A 20467-nucleotide genomic window follows, 5' to 3' on the forward strand; every position below is an offset into this window, starting at 1 on the left:
TCCCAAGAGAGCCCTCCATGGACACCTTGCAAAACATGCGCGCGTTCAGTTGTGTTGCCGAAGCTGGCAGTTTCACCGCTGCCGCCGCGCAACTGGACACCACGACGGCCAACATCTCGCGCGCAGTTTCCAACCTGGAAGCCCATCTGCAAACCCGCCTGCTCAACCGCACCACTCGCCGCATTGCCCTGACAGAGGCGGGTAAACGCTACTTGCTGCGCTGCGAGCAAATCCTGGCTTACGTGGAAGAGGCGGAAGCCGAGGCCAGCGATGCCCATGCACGCCCCGCCGGGCAGTTGAAGGTCCACACCATGACCGGTATCGGCCAGCATTTCGTGATCGACGCCATCGCCCGCTACCGCAAGACGCATCCGGATGTGACCTTCGACCTGACCCTGGCCAACCGGGTGCCGGACATCCTCGACGAGGGTTACGACGTCTCCATCGTGCTCGCCAGCGAACTACCGGATTCGGGCTTCGTCTCCCAGCGCCTGGGGATCACCTACAGCATCGTTTGTGCGTCGCCCGCCTACGTGAAAGCCAGCGGCTGCCCGCAAAAGCCCGGCGACCTGCTAAACCATGCCTGCCTGCGCCTGGTCAGCCCGGTCATCCCGCTGGAAAAATGGGTGTTCGACGGCCCGGAAGGCCAAGAGATGGTCACCATCAACAGCTCGCCGTTCCTGGTGAACTCCGCCGATGCGATGAAAACCGCGATCACCAGCGGCATGGGCGTGGGGGTATTGCCGGTGTACGCCGCCATCGAAGGCTTGCGCAACGGCACGTTGGTGCGGGTCATGCCCAACTACCGCTCCCAGGAACTGAACCTCTACGCCATCTATCCGTCGCGCCAATACCTGGATGCGAAGATCAAGACCTGGGTCGAGTACCTGCGCGGCTCGTTGCCGGAAATCCTCGCCGCGCACCAGGCTGAGCTGACGGCTTACGAATTGAGTGGAAGCCTGGCAGGCGCACGGGTCGCGAACTGAAGTCGCCCCCGTGCGTGAAGGATGATATTAGCGCTTGCCCATCGAACGACGCGTGCCGGGAGGCGCGGCGCCCGGGGTCTTGGTATGGCCATTCTTCGCGCCGTTCTTGTACCACGGCTGCTGGCCGGCGCCCTTGGCCGCAGCCAGTTCACCGGGTTTGAACGGGAATTTGAAGGCTGGGATCGCCGCTTTGGCGTCCTCGGCGCAGGAAACATCGCTGTCGGGCAAATCGGCCTGTTCGCCGCCGGGGAGATCGTCCGCAGGCGAAGGTGTCGGGGAAGTCATGTAAGGCTCCGGGTCATGCATGCAAGTCGGGCCCGAAGGGCGAGCCGCGAAAGGCGGCAGTATACCTGCCCGATATCACCGCGCGCAGGGCAGTTTCATCTGGCACAACCATTCATCTGACGGCAAGCCAGGACAAAACTGACAAGCCTGTCAGTTAGCGGTCACCTTCCTGACCGGCTCGTAACGCTATATAAGAAAGCTCAAACTCCTGTGTCCCGAACCGGCCCTTCATATCCATGCACACCCAGAAGAAAACCGTCCTGCTCGTCGTGCTGTTGGTTGCCCTGGCGGCCCTTGTCCTCTGGTTTGTGCTCCGGCCCGTGACCACCAAGCCCGGCGCTCCCGCCGCCGTTCCGGTACGGGTCGTCAGCGTGGTGCAAAAGGATGTGCCGCGCTTTGCCAGTGGCATCGGTACGGTCCTGTCGCTGCACAGCGTGGTCATCCGGCCGCAGATCGACGGCATCTTCACCCGGCTGCTGGTCAAGGAAGGGCAACGGGTCAAGAAAGGGGACCTGCTGGCGACCATCGACGACCGCTCGATCCGCGCCAGCCTTGACCAGGCCCGGGCCCAGCTCGGCGAGAGCCAGGCGCAACTGGCGGTGGCCCAGGTCAATCTCAAGCGCTACAAATTGCTGAGCGTCGACGACGGCGTATCCAAGCAGACCTATGACCAGCAGCAGGCGCTGGTCAACCAGCTCAAGGCCACCGCCCAGGGCAACCAGGCGGCCATCGACGCGGCACAGGTGCAACTGTCCTACACCCAGATCCGCTCCCCGGTGAGCGGTCGCGTCGGCATTCGCAACGTGGACGAAGGCAACTTCCTGCGCACCGGTGACACCGAAGGCCTGTTCACGGTGACCCAGATCGACCCGATCGCGGTGGAGTTTTCCCTGCCCCAGCAAATGCTGCCCACCTTGCAACGGTTGATCGCCGCCCCCGAGCAAGCCTTGGTCAAGGCTTACATCGGCGCCGATGGCGCCAGCGGTGAGCTGCTCGGCGAGGGGCGCCTGAGCCTCATCGACAACCAGATCAACGCCAACACCGGAACCCTGCGGGCCAAGGCCGAATTCAACAACGCCGCGCAACGGCTATGGCCCGGGCAACTGGTGACGCTGAAGATCCAGACCGCCCTCGACAAGGACGCCCTGGTGGTACCGCCGACCGTGGTCCAACGCGGGCTGGAGCAACACTTCGTGTACCGGATCAAGGGTGACAAGGTCGAGAGCGTGCCGGTGGTGATGGTGTACCAGGACAGCGACCTGCACATCATCAAGGGGGTGAACGCCGGCGACCAACTGGTGAGCGATGGCCAGTCGCGGCTCAAGCCGGGCAGCCACGTCCAGGTGCTTAGTGACCCGCCCGCCCTGGCCAAGACCGCGGAGCCGCAGCCATGAAGGGCCGCGGCTCGATTTCGGCCTGGTGCATCGACCACCCCATCGCCACGGTACTGCTGACGTTTGCCCTGGTACTGCTGGGGGTGATTGCGTTTCCTCGCCTGCCCGTCGCGCCGTTGCCGCAGGCGGAATTCCCGACCATCCAGGTCAATGCGCAGTTGCCCGGGGCCAGCCCCGAAACCATGGCCTCGTCGGTGGCGACACCGCTGGAAGTGCAATTCAGTGCCATTCCCGGCATCACCCAGATGACCTCCAGCAGCGCCCTGGGCTCGACCAACCTGATCCTGCAATTCAGCCTCGATAAAAGCATCGACACTGCTGCCCAGGAAGTGCAGGCGGCGATCAACACCGCCGCCGGCAAGCTGCCCAATGACATGCCGAACCTGCCGACCTGGCGCAAGGTCAACCCCGCCGACAGCCCGGTGCTGATCCTCAGCATCAGCTCCAGCCTGATGCCCGGCACCGAGTTGAGCGACTACGTCGAAACCCTGCTCTCCCGTCAGATCAGCCAGATCGACGGCGTAGGGCAAATCTACATCACCGGCCAGCAACGACCGGCGATCCGGGTCCAGGCCTCGGCCGACCGACTCGCGGCCATCGGCCTGACCCTGGCCGACATCCGCCTGGCGCTCCAACAGGCCAGCCTCAACCTGGCCAAGGGCGCCCTGTACGGCGAATCGAGCATATCCACCCTGTCCACCAACGACCAGTTGTTCCAGCCTGCCGAGTATGGAGAGCTGATCGTGGCCTACCGGGACGGGGCTCCGGTTCAACTCAAGGACATCGCCAAGGTGGTCAGCGGCTCGGAAAACGCCTACGTCCAGGCCTGGTCCGACAACGAGCCGGGGGTCAACCTGGTGATCTTCCGGCAACCGGGGGCGAACATCGTCGAAACCGTCGACCGCATCCAGGCGGCCCTGCCCACCCTGCAAGCCATGTTGCCCGCCGCGGTTCAGGTCAAGGTACTGATCGACCGCACCCAGACCATCCGCGCCTCGTTGCACGAAGTGGAAATCACCTTGCTGATCGCGGTGCTGCTGGTGGTGGCGGTGATGGCGCTGTTCCTGCGCCAACTCTCGGCGACCCTGATCGTCTCGGCGGTGCTGGGGGTGTCGCTGACCGCCAGTTTCGCGCTGATGTACGTGATGGGGTTCAGCCTGAACAACCTGACCCTGGTGGCGATCGTCATCTCGGTAGGGTTCGTGGTGGACGATGCGATTGTGGTGGTGGAGAACATCCACCGGCATCTGGAGGCCGGCGACGGCATGCGCGAAGCGGCGATCAAGGGCGCTGGTGAGATCGGCTTCACCGTGGTCTCCATCAGTTTCTCGCTGGTAGCGGCGTTCATTCCACTGCTGTTCATGGGCGGTGTGGTCGGGCGCCTGTTCAAGGAATTTGCCCTGACCGCCACCTCGACCATTCTGATTTCAGTGGTGGTGTCGCTCACCCTGGCGCCGACCCTGGCCGCGCTGTTCATGCGTGCCCCGGTACATCATGCCCATAGCAAGATGGGATTCGGCGAGCGTCTGCTGGGCTGGTACGAGCACGGCCTGCGTCGGGCCCTGGCCCATCAGAAGCTGATGATCGGCGTGTTCGGCCTGACCCTGGCACTGGCGGTGGTGGGCTACGTGTTCATTCCCAAGGGTTTCTTCCCAGTGCAGGACACCGGCCTGGTGCTGGGCACCAGCGAAGCGGCCGCCGATGTGTCGTTCCCGGACATGGTGGCCAAGCACAAGGCCCTGGCCGACATCGTCGCCGCCGACCCGGCGGTGCAGACCTTTTCCCATTCCGTCGGTGTCTCGGGCAACAACCAGACCATCGCCAATGGCCGCTTCTGGATCGCCCTCAAGCCTCGGGGCGAGCGTGACGTGTCGGCCAGCGGCTTCATCGACCGGATCCGCCCGCAATTGCTGAAGATTCCCGGCGTGGTGCTGTACCTCAGGGCCGGTCAGGACATCAACCTCAGTTCCGGCCCCAGTCGTGCCCAGTACCAATACGTACTCAAGAGCAACGACGGTCCGAGCCTCAACGCCTGGACGCAGAAACTCACCGACAAGCTGCGCGGCAATCCTGCGTTCCGTGACATCTCCAACGACCTGCAACTGGGCGGCAGCATCACCCACATCAACATCGACCGCAGCGCGGCGGCGCGCTTCGGCCTCACCGCCACCGATGTCGACCAGGCCCTGTATGACGCCTTCGGCCAGCGGCAAATCAATGAATTCCAGACCGAGACCAACCAGTACAACGTGATCCTGGAGCTCGACACCGCGCAACGGGGCAAGGCCGAAAGCCTGGCGTATTTCTACCTGCGCTCGCCCCTGAGTGGGGAAATGGTGCCGCTCTCGGCCCTGGCTCGCTTCGATGCGCCGAGCAACGGCCCATTGTCCATTGCCCACGACGGCATGTTTCCGGCCGCCAACCTGTCATTCAACCTGGCGCCTGGCGTGGCCCTGGGGGACGCGGTGCGCCTGCTCGACCAGGCGAAAAACGAAATCGGCATGCCGGCCGCCATCACCGGCAATTTCCAGGGCGCGGCCCAGGCCTTCCAAAGCTCGCTGGCGAGCCAGCCGTGGCTGATCCTCGCCGCGCTGGTGGCCGTATACATCATCCTCGGCGTGCTCTACGAGAGTTTCGTGCACCCGTTGACGATCATCTCCACCCTGCCCTCGGCCGGCCTCGGCGCGCTGATCATGCTCTGGCTGCTGGGCCAGGATTTTTCGATCATGGCGCTTATCGGGCTGGTGCTGCTGATCGGGATCGTCAAGAAGAACGGGATCCTGATGATCGACTTCGCCCTCGACGCCCAGCGCAACAGAGGGTTGGCGCCCCAGGAGGCGATTTTCCAGGCGTGCCTGACGCGCTTCCGGCCGATCATGATGACCACCCTGGCCGCCCTGCTGGGTGCCTTGCCGCTGATGCTCGGTTATGGCCCCGGCGCGGAGCTGCGCCAGCCCCTGGGCATCGCGGTGGTCGGCGGCCTGTTGGTGAGCCAGGCGCTGACGCTGTTCACCACACCGGTCATATACTTGTGGCTCGAGCGAGTGTTCCATCGGCCCGCCCATCGGCCAGGGTCGGCGCCGACAGCGGCGCTGGCGAGCACAGACCACTGAGGCGGGGCCATGCGCGTTCTGATCATCGAAGACGAAGAAAAAACCGCGGACTACCTGCACCGCGGCCTGACCGAACAGGGCTACACCGTGGACGTGGCGCCGGACGGCATCGAGGGGCTGCACCTGGCCCTGGAAGCCGACTACGCGGTGATCGTGCTCGACGTGATGCTGCCGGGCCTGGATGGCTTCGGCGTACTGCGGGCCCTGCGCGCCCGCAAGCAGACACCGGTGATCATGCTCACCGCCCGGGAACGGGTCGAGGATCGCATCAGGGGCTTGCGCGATGGTGCCGATGACTACCTGGGCAAACCCTTCTCCTTCCTCGAACTGGTGGCCCGCCTGCAAGCCCTGACCCGCCGCAGCGGCGGTCATGAACCGGTGCAGGTGAGCATCGCCGACCTGTGGATCGACCTGATCAGCCGCAAGGCCACCCGCGCCGGCCAGCGCCTGGACCTGACCGCCAAGGAGTTCTCCCTGCTCAGCGTCCTGGCCCGCCGCCAAGGCGAAATCCTTTCGAAGACCGCCATTGCCGAAATGGTCTGGGACATCAACTTCGACAGCGACGCCAACGTGGTGGAAGTGGCGATCAAACGCTTGCGGGCCAAGCTCGACGGGCCATTCGAACAGAAGTTGCTGCACACCATTCGCGGCATGGGTTATGTACTGGAGAGTCGCAGCGATGAACGTCCCTGACAGCATCGCCCTGCGCTTGAGCGCCATGTTCACGCTGGTGGCGGCGCTGGTATTCCTGCTGATCGGGGGCGCCTTGTACCAACAGGTCGCCAAGGGCCTGGGCCTGTTGCCCGAAGCCGAACTCGATGCCCGCTACAGTGTCCTGGAGTCCACCGTTGGCCGCTACGGCACGCCTGAACACTGGGTGAAGATCAACAACAAGCTGCGCTTGCTCGGCGAAGAAGACAAACGCATCCATTTCTGGATCGTCAGCGACGATTCGCGCTTTGAATACGGTGATCCCGATGCGCAGATCCGCACCTTTGCCCAAGGCCCGCTGGGTAAACGCGACCTGAAATTGCCCCATCGGCACTACCCGATGAAAGTACTGGTGAGCCAGTTCCCCGCCAAGGACCAACGCCCGCCACTGCGCTTCATGATCGGCATCGACACCGAGACGTTCTATCAGACCCAGCATCGCCTGTTGATGGCGCTGGTGAGCCTGGCAATTGTCGGAGTATGCCTGGCGTCGTTGCTCGGCTACTGGGTCGCACGCATCGGCCTCAAGCCGCTGATCAGGCTGTCCGATGAAGCCCGGCGCCTGGCCCCGCCCCGCCTGTCCGGGCGATTGCAACTGTCGCCCCTGCCGCCGGAGCTGAGCCAGTTCGTCAGCTCCTTCAACGCCACCCTGGATCGGGTCGAACAGGCTTACTCGCGGCTGGAATCGTTCAACGCCGACGTCGCCCATGAATTGCGCTCGCCCCTGACCAACCTGATCGGCCAGACCCAGGTGGCACTGACTCGTGGGCGCTCGGCCGAACATTACTTCGAAGTGCTGCAATCGAATCTCGAAGAGCTGGAGCGGCTGCGCTCGATCATCAACGACATGCTGTTCCTGGCCAGCGCCGACCAGGGCAGCAAGGCCACCCAATTGACCAGCACATCCCTGGCCAGCGAAGTGGCGACGACCCTCGACTACCTGGACTTCATTCTGGAAGATGCCCAGGTCCAGGTCCGGGTCAGTGGCGACGCCCAGGCCAACATCGAGATCGCCCACCTGCGTCGGGCGCTGATCAACCTGCTCAGCAACGCCGTACAGCACACCGCCCCAGGGCAAGTGATCGACGTGCACATCGAAGCCCTTGGCGACCAGATCAGCCTCGCCGTCACCAACCCCGGCGACCCGATTGCCGGCGAACACCTGCCGCGCCTGTTCGAACGCTTCTATCGCGTCGATGCCTCGCGCAGCAACAGCGGCGCCAACCATGGGCTGGGGCTGGCCATCGTCAAGGCCATCGCACTGATGCACGGTGGCGAAGTGTTTGTGCGCAGCGACCAGGGCGCCAATACGTTCGGGATCCGTTTGCCGGCCTGAGGCGTGCACAAGGACCGATTTTTTTTCAGATTGAATGCTGGGCGAAAGCCAACTGAATCAAAATCAACCGGTCGCAGCCTTCGACCGCTCATACCGAGTTATTGCGCAAACACTCATTGCCCGCGCTCATTGATCCAAGCACAATTCAGCAAAAGGCCAGCATCTGGTTCATTGCCGGTTTGCCATCCTTTGGGACGGATCCCAGCCACACGACAATGCAGACATCAGAACCATGAGCACGCGCAGTGCGACACCCGGCAACACCCCGTCTGCGATACGTTCGGAACGGGTACTCGTACTGGCCAGTTCGCTGGTGGTCGTTGCCATCCTGAGCATCGTGACCTTCTTGTTGATTCGTGAACACGCGACTGCCCAGCAGGCAGCGACCCGCGCAGCGAACAATATCGTGCAACTGATCGATGCCGATGTACTGCGCAATGTCGAACTCTACGACCTGTCGCTGCAAGGCTTGATCGCCACGGCAAAACGCGACGACCTGAAGGGCGTTTCCCCGACGATCCGCCACCTGGCACTCTTCGACCGCGCCACCACCGTTCCCTATCGAGGCGACATCCTGCTGCTCGACAGGCGTGGCGATGTAATCGCCGACTCCGCATCGGTCGAACCGCGCAAAGGCAATTACGCCGACCGGGAGTATTTCCAGTCCCATGTCCAGGATCCGAGTCCGGGCATGATGATCAGTCGCCCGTTCCGCTCCAGAAGTGCCACCCGGGATTGGCGCATCAGCTTCAGCTATCGATTGAACGATGATCGCGGTGAGTTCATGGGCGTAGCCGAGGCCGCGATGCGCCTGAACTACTTCAGCCAGTTGTTCAAGAGCCTGAACATCGGCCATGGGACGGTGAACCTGATCAGCCGCGATGGGATTCTGTTGGCCCAGGAACCGCCCCTGGCCGACGACATGATCGGCAGGGACTTCAGCAACCGGCCGAACTTCGTGCGCATCCTGAAGGAAGGCAATGGGAGTTTCAGTAGCGTGTCCAGCGTCGACCAGACCACGCGCCTGTACACCTTTTCCCAGGTGGGCAACTTGCCGTTGATCGTCGTGGTGGCGCTGTCTACCCAGGAAGTGTTCGCCTCGTGGAAACGCACGGCGTTGATGGTCAGCGGCGCTACCGGCGCGCTGTGCATCGCCTTGCTCTGGCTCACCTGGCTACTACGCCGCGAATTGCGCCGCCGCCATCGGGCCGAGCGAGACCTGGCACAGCTGGCGTCGATCGACTCACTGACCGGCCTGGCCAACCGCCGGGCCCTGGACGTGAAGCTGCACCAGGAATGGCTGCGCTCCCAGCGCTCGGGACAACCGCTGTCGATCATGATGATCGATGCCGACCACTTCAAAGCCTACAACGATCGCCACGGCCACCAAGGCGGTGACGAAGCCTTGCGGAAACTGGCCCAGCTCATCGACGAACACGTCCGCCGCCCTGCCGACCTCGCCGCGCGCTACGGCGGCGAAGAGTTCGCGGTCGTGGTGCCGGAAACCACCACCGCTGGCGCCTTTTCCATGGCCCAGAGTATTCGCCAGGCGGTGGAACAGCTGCCGCCCGCAGTCCCAGGGGACACCCCGATGACGGTCAGCATCGGCATCGCCACCTGGGCAAAAGGACCGTACGGCGACCTCGAACAACTCCTGGTCGCCGCCGACAAGGCGCTGTACCAAGCCAAGGCCAGCGGCCGCAACCGCGTAGTGTGCGCCATGTAAAACCCTCGCCACAAAAACGGCTCACACCACCGCCCCCCCTTTGGTGAGGGTGCTTGCTCCCGCTGTCGCCACAAAAGCGCTCGCCTCAATCCATGTTTTACCCTGTTGAATAGTGCGCAACCACACAACCGTGGCGAGGGTGCTTGCTCCCGCTGTCGCCACAACCCGCCCCCCTGTGGTGAGGGGATTTATCCCCGCTGGACTGCGCAGCAGGCCCAAAAGGCTAGATGTGCGATCTGCCTGATACACCCAGGTACCCGCCCCCAGGGGCCGCTTCGCAGCCCAGCGGGGATAAATCCCCTCGCCACAAAAGCGCTCGCCACAAGGACCTGTTTATCCGCATCGTCCCACTGATAAAAAACCGGCATAAAAAAAGGCCACCCGAAGGCAGCCTTTAAAAACTAGAGAGGTTTTTTGCTTACACGGCCGCGACAGGGCGCATGTAAGAGATTGGTGCGGTGCTGGCGTCTTCGAACGTCACGACTTCCCAAGCGTCTTTCTGCTCAATCAACTTGCGCAGCAGCTGGTTGTTCAGTGCGTGGCCGGACTTGAAGCCCTTGAACTCACCAATCAGGCTGTTGCCCAGCAGGTAGAGGTCGCCGATTGCATCGAGGATCTTGTGCTTGACGAATTCGTCTTCATAACGAAGGCCGTCTTCGTTCAATACACCATCGGAATCGACCACGATCGCGTTTTCGACACTGCCGCCGAGTGCGAGGTTGTGCTTGCGCAGGTACTCGATGTCACTCATGAAGCCAAAGGTACGGGCGCGGCTGACTTCTTTTACGAACGAAGTGCTGGAAAAATCCACGCTTGCACTCTGGGTGCGATCCCGGAAAACCGGGTGATCGAAATCGATCTCGAAGCTCACCTTGAAACCTTCGAAAGGAACGAAAGTGGCGCGCTTGTCGCCGTCTTCCACTGTCACTTCCCGCAGGATGCGGATGAACTTCTTGGCTGCGTCCTGCTCTTCCAGGCCAGCCGATTGAATCAGGAATACGAAGGGTCCGGCACTGCCATCCATGATCGGGACTTCGGACGCGGAGAGCTCGACGTAGGCGTTATCGATGCCCAGGCCAGCCATGGCCGAGAGCAAATGCTCCACCGTGTCCACTTTGGTGTCACCGTTGACCAGTGTGGTCGACATAGTGGTTTCACCAACGTTTTCCGCGCGAGCAGGAATCTGCACCACAGGGTCGAGGTCGGCACGACAAAACACGATGCCGGTATCGACAGGCGCGGGCTTGAGGGTCAGGTAGACCTTCTCGCCGGAGTGCAAGCCGACACCTGTGGCACGGATAATATTCTTCAGGGTGCGTTGTTTAATCATGGCATGGGCCGCTTCAGCGCAAATTGCGAACTGGTATCAACAAAGGCTGGCGATAATAGCAGACCAGACCTTTGCTGAACACCAATCACCCGTATCCCCCTGATACATTTCATCAATCGGCCTGACGACGCAGGAAAGCCGGGATGTCCAGGTAATCCAGATCGTCTTGCGGATTCATCTTCGCGGCAGTCGCAGCACCGGCCTGGGCCTGGTTGCGCATGACGGTCGGACGGTCCAGGTCACGGTAGTTCACCGCAGGCTGTTCCTGACGAACGGGGGCTTGTTGCTGTGGCTGGGAGGCCATGGTGGTCTGCACGGTGTTGTCGATCACCTTCATCGGCTTCTCGATTTTCGCGCCCAGGCCCGTGGCAACCACGGTCACGTGCAACTCGTCACGCATGTCCGGATCGATTACGGTGCCGACCTTGACCATCGCGTGGTCGGAAGCGAACGCCTCGATGATGCTACCCACGTCGGAGTACTCGCCCAAGGACAAGTCCGGACCGGCGGTGATGTTCACCAGGATGCCACGGGCGCCCTGCAGGTTGACGTCTTCGAGCAACGGGTTGCGGATGGCCGCTTCGGTGGCTTCGCGAGCACGGTTCGGACCGCTGGCGCAGCCAGTGCCCATCATCGCCATGCCCATTTCGGACATCACGGTGCGTACGTCGGCGAAGTCGACGTTGATCATGCCTGGACGCTTGATGATGTCGGAGATACCGCGAACGGCACCGGCCAGTACGTCATCGGCCTTGGCGAACGCCGACAGCAGGCTGGCATCCTTACCCAGGATGGTCAGCAGCTTCTCGTTGGGGATGGTGATCAACGAGTCGACGCTTTCGCTCAGCGCGCGGATGCCTTCATCGGCGATCTGCATGCGCTTGCGACCTTCGAACGGGAACGGACGGGTCACCACCGCAACGGTGAGGATGCCCATTTCCTTGGCCACTTCGGCAATGATCGGCGCAGCACCGGTACCGGTACCACCGCCCATGCCCGTGGTGATGAACACCATGTTGGTGCCGGCCAGGACTTCAGCGATGCGCTCGCGGTCTTCCAGGGCAGCCTGACGGCCAACCTCGGGATTCGCGCCGGCACCCAGGCCCTTGGTCACGCCGGTACCCAGTTGCAGGATGGTCCGCGCGCCGATGTTTTTCAGCGCTTGAGCATCGGTGTTGGCGCAAATGAATTCGACGCCTTCGATGTTGCTCTTGACCATGTGGTTGACAGCGTTGCCGCCGCCACCGCCGACACCGATTACTTTGATAACCGGGCTAGCGGGGATGTTGTCTACGAGTTCGAACATTTTCCCTCTCCTTTCATTCTCTAGTTTTTTCGCCTACTGCGTTTGCTGCGTCTTCCAGCGCCAAGCCTGAAACCTGTCGCGTGAAGCTTTGAAACGGTTAGAAGTTGCCTTTGACCCAAGCCTGGAGCCGCTCGAACAGCGGTGCCTTCGGCTCTTCGCTGCTGTAGCTGTCGCGGCTGCCTATTCCTGAAAACGAGATCCCGTCGGACTGTTTCTGCAGGCCGTACATCAACAGGCCCACGCCGGTGGAATAGATCGGATTGCGGACCACGTCATCCAGGCCCTTGACGCCATGGGGCACGCCCAGGCGCACCGGCATGTGGAAAATCTCTTCGGCCAGCTCCACCGCACCTTCCATCTTCGACGTACCGCCGGTCAGCACGATGCCGGCCGGGATCAGGTCTTCGTAGCCACTGCGACGCAGTTCGGCCTGGATCAGCGTGAACAGCTCGTCGTAGCGCGGCTCGACCACTTCGGCCAGGGCCTGGCGCGATAGTTCGCGCGGTGGACGGTCGCCGACGCTCGGCACCTTGATGGTTTCACCGGCACCGGCCAGCTTCGCCAGGGCACAGGCGTAACGGATCTTGATTTCCTCGGCGTACTGGGTCGGGGTGCGCAACGCCATGGCGATGTCGTTGGTCACCTGGTCGCCGGCAATCGGGATCACGGCCGTGTGGCGGATCGCACCCTCGGTGAAGATCGCGATGTCGGTGGTGCCGCCGCCGATGTCCACCAGGCACACGCCCAGTTCTTTTTCGTCGTCGGTCAGCACCGAGTAGGCCGAGGCCAGTTGCTCGAGGATGATGTCGTCGATTTCCAGGCCGCAGCGGCGCACGCATTTCTCGATGTTCTGCGCGGCGTTCACCGCACAGGTCACCACGTGGACCTTGGCTTCCAGGCGCACGCCGGACATGCCCAGGGGCTCGCGCACGCCTTCCTGGTTATCGATCACGTAATCCTGCGGCAAGGTGTGCAGCACACGTTGGTCCGCCGGGATCGCCACGGCCTGGGCCGCGTCGAGTACGCGCTCGAGGTCGGCAGAGCTGACTTCGCGATCACGAATCGCGACGATGCCGTGGGAATTCAGGCTGCGGATGTGATTGCCCGCCACGCCAACGAACGCCGAGTGAATCCGGCAACCGGCCATCAGCTGCGCCTCTTCGATGGCACGCTGGATCGATTGCACGGTGGACTCGATGTTCACCACCACGCCTTTCTTCAAGCCACGGGACGGGTGTGTACCGATCCCGACGATGACCAGCGTGCCGTCGTCCGCGACTTCGCCTACCAGCGCCACCACCTTGGAAGTGCCGATATCGAGACCGACGATCATTTTCCCGCTTTGCACGTTTGCCATGGGTCCTGCCTCTTCTTAATTCTTCGCGACGGCGGGTTCGGCCGTCGTGGGCGCTACAGGTTCCCGCCAGCCAACGGCCAGGCCGTTGGCGTAGCGCAGATCGATGCGCGCAATGTTCGTAATCTGTTCTTTGAGCGTCTTGTCATAGATGGCGATGAAACGGCGCATCTTTTCCACCAGGTTGCCGCGCCCGAGCAACAGCTCGATGCCCGGCCCCGAGCTGCCCGCGCCAGTAGTCAGGAACCAACTGCCGCGCTCACGCAATTCCAGGCGTGCGATGGAGAAGCCCAACGGCCGCAACATCTGGCTCAACACCTGGTATTGCTGCATCACTTGCTGCTGGGCCCGCTGTGGACCGAACAGCTGTGGCAAATGTTCATAGTTGGCCAATTCCCGCGGCGTAAACGCCTGGCCCTGGTTGTTCAACAGCGACTCATCGCCCCAACGGGCCACCGGCAGTTGTTCTTCCAGGCGAATCGACACCTGGTCGGGCCATACCCGCCGGACTTCGGCGTGCGCGATCCAGGGCATCTGTTCCAGCTCCGTGCGCATGCCCGCCAGGTCGATGGTGAAGAAGCTCGACGCGACGAACGGGGCGATCCGCTGCTGCACCGCCTGCTGGCTGATGTAGCTCAGGTCACCCTGGACGTTGATCCGGGCGATCGGCCGGTCGGCATAAGGCAGCAACCGCTGGGCGCCTTCATAGGTACCGAACCCCAACGCCACCAGCAGTACGGGCCAGAACAGGCTCTTGAGAAAACCAAAATTGGCTTTCGGCAAGCGCGCCGACATCGGCTCTTTGGCCACCATTCGGCTGGCACCCCGCGGCACCGGCTTGCGACCGGGTGCGGATGGCTGATGACGAAGCGATGCGCCTTGCATGGCTTAACCTCTTGGCTCTTGAGTGCCGACACTGGCCGCCAGGATCGACAGCACCAGTTGCTGGAAATCAAGGCCGGCGGCGCGGGCCGCCATCGGGACCAGGCTGTGATCGGTCATGCCGGGGGCGGTGTTGACTTCCAGGAACCAGAACTGCCCATCGGCGTCCTGCATCACGTCGGCCCGGCCCCAACCGGCGATACCCAGCGCCTCACACGCCTTGGCCGTGAGGTCCATCAGTTCTTTTTCCTTGGCAGCATCCAGCCCGCAGGGAACGCGGTACTGGGTATCGTTGGCGATGTACTTGGCGTCGTAGTCGTAGAACGTGTGGGGCGTGCCCAGCGCAATCGGGGGCAACACCTGGTCACGCAGGGTGGCGATGGTGAACTCGGGACCGGTGATCCATTGTTCGACCAACACTTGCGAATCGTAGGAACTGGCGTCTTTCCATGCCGCGGTCAACTCAGGCAGCGAATTCACTTTCGCCATGCCGATACTTGAACCTTCATGGGCCGGTTTGACGATCAAAGGGAAGCCCAGTTCCGTGGCCGCCGAAATACAATCGGCCTCGGACGCCAGCACGGCGTGACGCGGCGTCGGAATGCCGAGGCTGTGCCAGACCTGCTTGGTGCGCAGCTTGTCCATCGCCAGGGCGGACGCCAGGATGCCGCTGCCGGTGTAGGGAATCCCCAGGCATTCCAGCAGGCCCTGCATGCTGCCGTCTTCACCGCCACGGCCGTGAAGAATGATGAACGCGCGGTCGATCTTCTCGCTCAGCAGGCGCTGCAGAAAGTCGTCGCCCACGTCGATGCCGAAGGCGTCGACGCCGGCGCTTTGCAGAGCTTGCAATACGGCGTTGCCGGACTTGAGGGACACCTCGCGCTCGGCGCTCTTGCCACCGAACAGTACGGCAACGCGACCGAAGGCTTTCGGATCGAGGGTCGAGACCAGGTTGGCGTAGGCAGCAGTCATTTCAGTTTCCCCTCGCTGGAGGCCACGATGGCTCCGGCGAATAACGGACTTTTCAACAGTTTCGGGGCCAGGCCACCGATGTCGCCGGCTCCCTGGCACAGCAGGATGTCGCCGGCGCGCAGCAACGGCTTGACCAACGGCGCGAGATCCACGCCCCGCTCGATGTAGATCGGGTCCAACTGGCCGCGCTGGCGAATGCTGTGGCACAGCTGGCGACTGTCGGCACCCGGGATCGGTTCTTCACCGGCCGGGTAGACTTCCATCAACAGCAGCACGTTGGCGTCGGCCAGCACCTGGACGAAATCGTCGTACAGGTCGCGGGTGCGGCTGTAGCGGTGCGGCTGGTAGACCATCACCAGGCGCCGCTCCGGCCAGCCACCGCGCACGGCCTTGATCACCGCCGCGACTTCAGTCGGATGGTGGCCGTAGTCGTCCACCAGCATCACGTTGCCACCGTCCACCGGCAGTTCGCCGTAGACCTGGAAACGTCGGCCCACGCCCTGGAACCCGGACAGGCCCTGGACGATGGCTTCATCGCTGACGCCCTCGTCGGTGGCGATGCAAATGGTGGCCAAGGCGTTGAGTACGTTGTGGTTGCCGGGCATGTTCACCGACACGTCCAACGGTTCGCGATCAGGGCGCAACACGGTGAAGAATGTCTGCATGCCTTGCTGGCGCACGTTGATGGCGCGTACGTCGGCGTCTTCGCCGAAACCGTAGGTCACGGTCGGACGCTTGATCAGCGGCAAAATCTCGCGCACCACCGGGTCGTCCAGGCACACCACCGCCAGGCCGTAGAACGGCAGGTTGTGCAGGAACTCGACGAAGGTTTTCTTCAGTTTGTTGAAGTCGCCGTCGTAGGTCGCCATGTGGTCTGCGTCGATGTTGGTCACCACGGCCACCAGCGGTTGCAGGTGCAGGAAACTCGCATCGCTCTCGTCGGCTTCGGCGATCAGGTAGCGGCTGGTACCCAACTGGGCGTTGGTGCCCGCGGCATTCAGGCGACCGCCGATCACGAACGTCGGGTCCAGGCCACCGGCCGCGAACACCGAGGCGATCAGGCTGGTGGTGGTGGTCTTGCCGTGGGTCCCGGCGACGGCGATGCCGTGGCGATAGCGCATCAGCTCGGCGAGCATCTCGGCCCGTGGCACCACGGGAATGCGGCGCTCCAGGGCGGTGGCGACTTCCGGGTTGGAAGTGTTCACGGCGCTGGACACCACCAGCACATCGGCATTGGCGGCGTTCTCGGCACGGTGGCCGATAAAGATCTGTGCACCGAAGGATTCCAGGCGCTCGGTCACCGGGGAAGCCTTCAGGTCGGAACCCGAGACCTGATAACCCAGGTTCAGCAACACTTCGGCGATCCCGCACATGCCCACGCCGCCGATACCGACGAAGTGGATGCGGCGGATACGGCGCATTTCCGGTTGCGGCATGGCTTTGCGATTCTCAACCATGGGCCACCTCCAGGCAGGTATCGACCACTTGGGCCGTGGCATCGGGTTTGGCCAGGCGGCGGGCGGCGCGGGCCATGTCTTCAAGTCGTTGCGGCTGCATCAAAACCTCTGTCAGGCGGGCGGCAAGATCCGCGGCGCCAGTCGTTCTTTGCGGCATCAGGAAGGCAGCGCCTTCACGGGCCAAATAATCGGCGTTACGGGTCTGGTGATCGTCGATGGCGTGGGGCAAAGGCACCAGCATCGAGGGCAGACCGGCGGCAGCCAGTTCACTGATGGTCAGCGCGCCTGCGCGGCAGACCACCAGGTCGGCCCAGCCATAGGCTTGGGCCATGTCTTTGATGAAGGGCTGCACCTGTGCCTCGACGCCGACTGCGCGGTAGCGCTCGGCGGTCACTTCATCGTGGAGCTTGCCGGCCTGGTGAAACACTTCCGGACGCAGTTCGGGGGCGACCTGCGACAGGGCTTCGGGCAGCAATTTGTTCAACGGTTCGGCCCCCAGGCTTCCGCCCAGGACCAGCAAACGCGCCTTGCGTCCAGCCAGGGCCGGGCGCGGTGTTTCGAGGAACAGCTCGGTACGCACCGGATTACCGGTGGTGCGGCGGCTGTCCGACAGGGTAAAGGTGTCGGGAAAGGCTTCACAGACCCGGGCGGCCAACGGCACCAGTAACCGATTGGCGGTACCGGCCACGGCGTTCTGCTCGTGAACGATCACCGGCACGCCGGCCAGTCTTGCCGCAACGCCGCCGGGGCCGGTCACATAACCACCGAACCCGACCACGCACACCGGGCGCAGCCGGCGAATGATCGCCCGTGCCTGCCAGATCGACTTGAGCAGCATCAGTGGGGCCTTGAGCAACGACAACTTGCCCTTGCCCCGCAGGCCGCTGGCATCGATCCGGTGCAGTTCGAGGCCGGCGCCAGGCACCAGTTCGTTCTCGATACCTCGTGGCGTGCCCAGCCAGTGCACGGTGTAGCCGCGCGCTTGGAACTCCCGGGCACAGGCCAGCGCCGGGAACACATGCCCGCCGGTACCGCCCGCCATGATCAGCACGTTAGCGCCCATGCGTCGGCTCCTCGGCGAAGTCGCTCTCCTGGAATTCCATCTCTTCGCTGCCCAGGTGGGTTCGACTCTCCCATTCGATGCGCAGCAACAAGCCGAGACAGGCGCAGCAGATCACCAGGGAACTGCCGCCATAACTGAGGAACGGCAGCGTGAGGCCCTTGGTCGGCAACAGGCCGACGTTCACACCGATGTTGATCAGGAACTGGCCTATCCACAGGAACGACAAGCCATACGCCACGTAGGCGGCAAAAAACTGCTTGGCCTTCTCGGCCCACAAGCCGATGTACATGCCGCGCACGCAGACGAATACGAACAAGGCAACGGTGCACAAGGAACCCACCACGCCCAGCTCTTCGGCCAGGACCGAGAACACGAAGTCGGTGTGGGCTTCCGGCAGGTAGAACTGCTTCTGCACGCTGTTGCCCAGGCCTACGCCCAGCCATTCGCCGCGACCGAAGGCGATCAGCGCCTGGGTCAATTGATAGCCGGAACCGAACTGGTCGGCCCACGGATCGGTGAAGGTGATCAGACGCGCCATCCGATATGGTTGCGCCTGCACCAGGATCGTCACCGCGGCAACCGCGAGCACGACCATCAAGGTGAAGCGGAACAGCCCGACGCCCCCCAGGAACAGCATCGCCGCCGCTGCGCCCATCATCACCACCGTGGCGCCGAAGTCCGGTTCCATCAACAGCAGGCCCGCCATCGGCAGCAACACGATGAACGGCTTGAAGAACCCCATCCAGCTCTCGCGCACTTCCTTCTGGCGACGCACCAGGTAACCGGCGAGGTAGATCACCACGAAGACCTTGGCGATCTCCGAAGGCTGGACGTTGAAGAAGCTGAACCCGATCCAGCGCATGGAACCGTTGACCTCGCGGCCAATACCCGGCACCAGCACCATCACCAACAGGCCGAAGGCGCCGAGCAGCATCAACCAGCCCAGGCGTTGCCAGGTGGCAATCGGCACCATCATGGTAACGATGCAAGCCCCCAGGCCGATCACCAGGTAAATGAGGTGGCGGATCATGTGGTAGAGGGTATTGCCCGACTGCACGGCGGCCACTTCCGACGACGCGGAAGTGATCATCACCAGGCCCAGGCCCAGCAATGCCAGGCAACCGGCGAGCATTGGGAAGTCCAGGTCGATGCCGCGGCCGGTGATCAACGGCGACGGGTACGGCTTGATGATGTTCATCAGGCTCATGCCAAGTCCTCCGCGGCCCGGGCGAACAGCTGCCCACGCTCTTCATAGTTCTTGAACATGTCGAAACTGGCGCAGGCCGGCGACAACAGCACCGCATCGCCTGGTTGCGCAAGGGCGCGGCACTGTTGCACCGCCTCGTCCAGCGAACCGACCCGAACCAGCGGCACGGCATCGCCGAGGGCCTGGGCGATCAATTCACGGTCGCGGCCCATCAGCACCACGGCACGGCAGTTGGCCGCCACCGGGTCGCGCAGATCCTTGAAATCGGCACCCTTGCCATCGCCGCCGGCGATCAGCACGAGCTTGCCCTCGATGTCCGCTCCCAGGCCTTCGATGGCCGCCAGCGCGGCACCGACGTTGGTGGCCTTGGAATCGTTGTACCAAGCCACGCCGTCCAGGTCCCGCACCCACTGGCAGCGGTGCTCAAGGCCGGCGAACGTGCGCAGGGCCGCGAGCATGGCGTCGAACGGCAGGCCGACCGCATGCCCCAGGGCCAGCGCGGCCAGGGCATTGGCCTGGTTGTGGGCACCACGAATCTTCAGTTCGCGCACCGGCATCAGGTTCTGGAATTCGAAGGCCAGGTATTTCTCGCCATTCTCTTCGCGCAACCCGAAGCCTTTGAAATCCGGAACGCCCAGGCCGAAGGACCAGCACGGCATGCCCTCGCCCAGCAACGGACGGGTCAGGGCGTCCTGGCGGTTGAACACCACTTGCCGGGCCCCTCGGAAGATCCGGTGCTTGGCCAGGTGATAAGCCGGCAGGCCGCTGTAACGGTCCATGTGGTCTTCGCTGACGTTGAGCACGGTGGCCACTTCGGCACCCAACTGGTCGGTGGTTTCCAGCTGGAAGCTCGACAGTTCCATCACGTACAACTCGACGTCGTCACTGAGCAGGTCCAGCGCCGGGGTGCCGAGGTTGCCCCCCACGGCAACGCGCTTGCCGGCCGCCGCGGCCATCTCGCCCACCAGAGTGGTGACGGTGCTCTTGGCATTGGAACCGCTGATGGCAACGATCGGCGCCTTGGCGTTACGCGCGAACAGCTCGATGTCGCCGGACAATTTCACGCCTCGGGCAGCTGCCGCCTGCAGGGCCGGAGTCGCCAGGGCCAGGCCGGGGCTCACGTAGAGCTCATCGGCGCGGCACAGGAATTCGACGTCCAGCTCGCCACAACGCACGTCCACCTGCGGATAGTCACGGCGCAGCGTGGCCAGCTCAGGTGGATTTTCCCGCGTATCGGCGACGGCAAACGACACGCCCCGGCTCGCCAGGAAGCGAACCAGGGACATGCCGCTCTTGCCGAGGCCGACAACGATGCGGAAATGGTCGGAAGCGATCAGGGACACGC

At 63.2% G+C, this 20467-nt stretch carries 16 protein-coding genes; 6 read left to right on the forward strand and 10 right to left on the reverse strand.

Annotated elements, in window-relative coordinates; all coding sequences use genetic code 11:
• The first annotated feature begins 17 nt into the window (after positions 1-17).
• A complete protein-coding gene (locus ACMTA2_RS26825) occupies positions 18-986 on the forward strand; it encodes a LysR family transcriptional regulator (protein WP_413792508.1) in 969 nt (322 codons plus the stop codon).
• 27 nt (positions 987-1013) lie between these two features.
• Here ACMTA2_RS26825 and ACMTA2_RS26830 read toward each other — a convergent pair whose 3' ends face one another.
• Positions 1014-1271 carry a hypothetical protein gene (locus ACMTA2_RS26830; protein WP_413792509.1) on the reverse strand — a complete coding sequence of 86 codons (258 nt, stop codon included), beginning with the start codon at positions 1269-1271 and terminating at the stop codon, positions 1014-1016.
• A gap of 236 nt (positions 1272-1507) precedes the next feature.
• Here ACMTA2_RS26830 and ACMTA2_RS26835 point away from each other — a divergent pair, with 236 nt between their 5' ends.
• From ACMTA2_RS26835 to ACMTA2_RS26855, 5 genes are all read left to right on the forward strand, one after another.
• Complete coding sequence (locus ACMTA2_RS26835) at positions 1508-2665, forward strand: efflux RND transporter periplasmic adaptor subunit (protein ID WP_413792510.1); 1158 nt, start codon at positions 1508-1510, stop codon at positions 2663-2665.
• A complete protein-coding gene (locus tag ACMTA2_RS26840; RefSeq protein ID WP_413792511.1) occupies positions 2662-5778 on the forward strand; it encodes a multidrug efflux RND transporter permease subunit in 3117 nt (1038 codons plus the stop codon). The genes ACMTA2_RS26835 and ACMTA2_RS26840 overlap by 4 nt, the downstream gene beginning before the upstream one ends.
• Before the next feature lie 9 nt (positions 5779-5787).
• Positions 5788-6471, forward strand: coding sequence for a heavy metal response regulator transcription factor (locus tag ACMTA2_RS26845; RefSeq protein WP_413792512.1), 684 nt, complete (start codon positions 5788-5790; stop codon positions 6469-6471).
• The gene (locus ACMTA2_RS26850; RefSeq protein WP_413792513.1) at positions 6458-7825 is read left to right on the forward strand and encodes a heavy metal sensor histidine kinase; all 1368 of its coding nucleotides are present in this window, start codon (positions 6458-6460) and stop codon (positions 7823-7825) included. The genes ACMTA2_RS26845 and ACMTA2_RS26850 overlap by 14 nt, the downstream gene beginning before the upstream one ends.
• Positions 7826-8057: 232 nt before the next feature.
• Positions 8058-9551 (forward strand): sensor domain-containing diguanylate cyclase, encoded by a 1494-nt coding sequence (locus ACMTA2_RS26855; protein WP_413792514.1) that lies wholly within the window; start codon positions 8058-8060, stop codon positions 9549-9551.
• A gap of 418 nt (positions 9552-9969) precedes the next feature.
• Here ACMTA2_RS26855 and lpxC read toward each other — a convergent pair whose 3' ends face one another.
• The 9 genes from lpxC to murD form a co-directional block, all read right to left on the reverse strand.
• Positions 9970-10881, reverse strand: a complete 912-nt coding sequence (gene lpxC / locus ACMTA2_RS26860) for a UDP-3-O-acyl-N-acetylglucosamine deacetylase (protein WP_030139673.1) — start codon at positions 10879-10881, stop codon at positions 9970-9972.
• Positions 10882-10993: 112 nt separating this feature from the next.
• Entirely contained in the window at positions 10994-12187 is a 1194-nt protein-coding gene (ftsZ, locus tag ACMTA2_RS26865; protein WP_041020564.1) for a cell division protein FtsZ, read from the reverse strand.
• Positions 12188-12284: 97 nt separating this feature from the next.
• Positions 12285-13544, reverse strand: a complete 1260-nt coding sequence (gene ftsA / locus ACMTA2_RS26870) for a cell division protein FtsA (RefSeq protein WP_058542749.1) — start codon at positions 13542-13544, stop codon at positions 12285-12287.
• Positions 13545-13559: 15 nt separating this feature from the next.
• Positions 13560-14426, reverse strand: a complete 867-nt coding sequence (locus tag ACMTA2_RS26875) for a cell division protein FtsQ/DivIB (RefSeq protein ID WP_042729561.1) — start codon at positions 14424-14426, stop codon at positions 13560-13562.
• A 3-nt stretch (positions 14427-14429) separates the two neighbouring features.
• A complete protein-coding gene (locus ACMTA2_RS26880) occupies positions 14430-15395 on the reverse strand; it encodes a D-alanine--D-alanine ligase (protein WP_413792515.1) in 966 nt (321 codons plus the stop codon).
• Entirely contained in the window at positions 15392-16852 is a 1461-nt protein-coding gene (gene murC, locus ACMTA2_RS26885) for a UDP-N-acetylmuramate--L-alanine ligase (RefSeq protein WP_413792516.1), read from the reverse strand. The genes ACMTA2_RS26880 and murC overlap by 4 nt, the downstream gene beginning before the upstream one ends.
• Entirely contained in the window at positions 16845-17915 is a 1071-nt protein-coding gene (gene murG / locus ACMTA2_RS26890) for an undecaprenyldiphospho-muramoylpentapeptide beta-N-acetylglucosaminyltransferase (protein WP_413792517.1), read from the reverse strand. Before murG ends, murC begins: the two co-directional genes overlap by 8 nt.
• Positions 17905-19122 carry a putative lipid II flippase FtsW gene (gene ftsW, locus ACMTA2_RS26895; RefSeq protein ID WP_413792518.1) on the reverse strand — a complete coding sequence of 406 codons (1218 nt, stop codon included), beginning with the start codon at positions 19120-19122 and terminating at the stop codon, positions 17905-17907. The genes murG and ftsW overlap by 11 nt, the downstream gene beginning before the upstream one ends.
• Entirely contained in the window at positions 19119-20465 is a 1347-nt protein-coding gene (gene murD, locus ACMTA2_RS26900; RefSeq protein ID WP_413792519.1) for a UDP-N-acetylmuramoyl-L-alanine--D-glutamate ligase, read from the reverse strand. Before murD ends, ftsW begins: the two co-directional genes overlap by 4 nt.
• Positions 20466-20467 lie beyond the last annotated feature (2 nt).

Source organism: Pseudomonas medicaginis (genome assembly GCF_965119365.1).
Taxonomy (GTDB): domain Bacteria; phylum Pseudomonadota; class Gammaproteobacteria; order Pseudomonadales; family Pseudomonadaceae; genus Aquipseudomonas.

What these genes read in the sequence shown, in the direction of transcription:
- ACMTA2_RS26850 (WP_413792513.1), top strand. Translation starts at nt 6,458, where the DNA reads ATGAACGTCCCTGACAGCATCGCCCTGCGCTTGAGCGCCATGTTCACG.
- ACMTA2_RS26875 (WP_042729561.1), bottom strand. Translation starts at nt 14,426, where the DNA reads ATGCAAGGCGCATCGCTTCGTCATCAGCCATCCGCACCCGGTCGCAAG.
- ACMTA2_RS26855 (WP_413792514.1), top strand. Translation starts at nt 8,058, where the DNA reads ATGAGCACGCGCAGTGCGACACCCGGCAACACCCCGTCTGCGATACGT.
- ftsA (WP_058542749.1), bottom strand. Translation starts at nt 13,544, where the DNA reads ATGGCAAACGTGCAAAGCGGGAAAATGATCGTCGGTCTCGATATCGGC.
- ACMTA2_RS26880 (WP_413792515.1), bottom strand. Translation starts at nt 15,395, where the DNA reads ATGACTGCTGCCTACGCCAACCTGGTCTCGACCCTCGATCCGAAAGCC.
- murG (WP_413792517.1), bottom strand. Translation starts at nt 17,915, where the DNA reads ATGGGCGCTAACGTGCTGATCATGGCGGGCGGTACCGGCGGGCATGTG.
- ACMTA2_RS26840 (WP_413792511.1), top strand. Translation starts at nt 2,662, where the DNA reads ATGAAGGGCCGCGGCTCGATTTCGGCCTGGTGCATCGACCACCCCATC.
- ACMTA2_RS26835 (WP_413792510.1), top strand. Translation starts at nt 1,508, where the DNA reads ATGCACACCCAGAAGAAAACCGTCCTGCTCGTCGTGCTGTTGGTTGCC.
- ACMTA2_RS26825 (WP_413792508.1), top strand. Translation starts at nt 18, where the DNA reads ATGGACACCTTGCAAAACATGCGCGCGTTCAGTTGTGTTGCCGAAGCT.
- lpxC (WP_030139673.1), bottom strand. Translation starts at nt 10,881, where the DNA reads ATGATTAAACAACGCACCCTGAAGAATATTATCCGTGCCACAGGTGTC.
- ACMTA2_RS26830 (WP_413792509.1), bottom strand. Translation starts at nt 1,271, where the DNA reads ATGACTTCCCCGACACCTTCGCCTGCGGACGATCTCCCCGGCGGCGAA.
- murC (WP_413792516.1), bottom strand. Translation starts at nt 16,852, where the DNA reads ATGGTTGAGAATCGCAAAGCCATGCCGCAACCGGAAATGCGCCGTATC.
- ACMTA2_RS26845 (WP_413792512.1), top strand. Translation starts at nt 5,788, where the DNA reads ATGCGCGTTCTGATCATCGAAGACGAAGAAAAAACCGCGGACTACCTG.
- ftsW (WP_413792518.1), bottom strand. Translation starts at nt 19,122, where the DNA reads ATGAGCCTGATGAACATCATCAAGCCGTACCCGTCGCCGTTGATCACC.
- ftsZ (WP_041020564.1), bottom strand. Translation starts at nt 12,187, where the DNA reads ATGTTCGAACTCGTAGACAACATCCCCGCTAGCCCGGTTATCAAAGTA.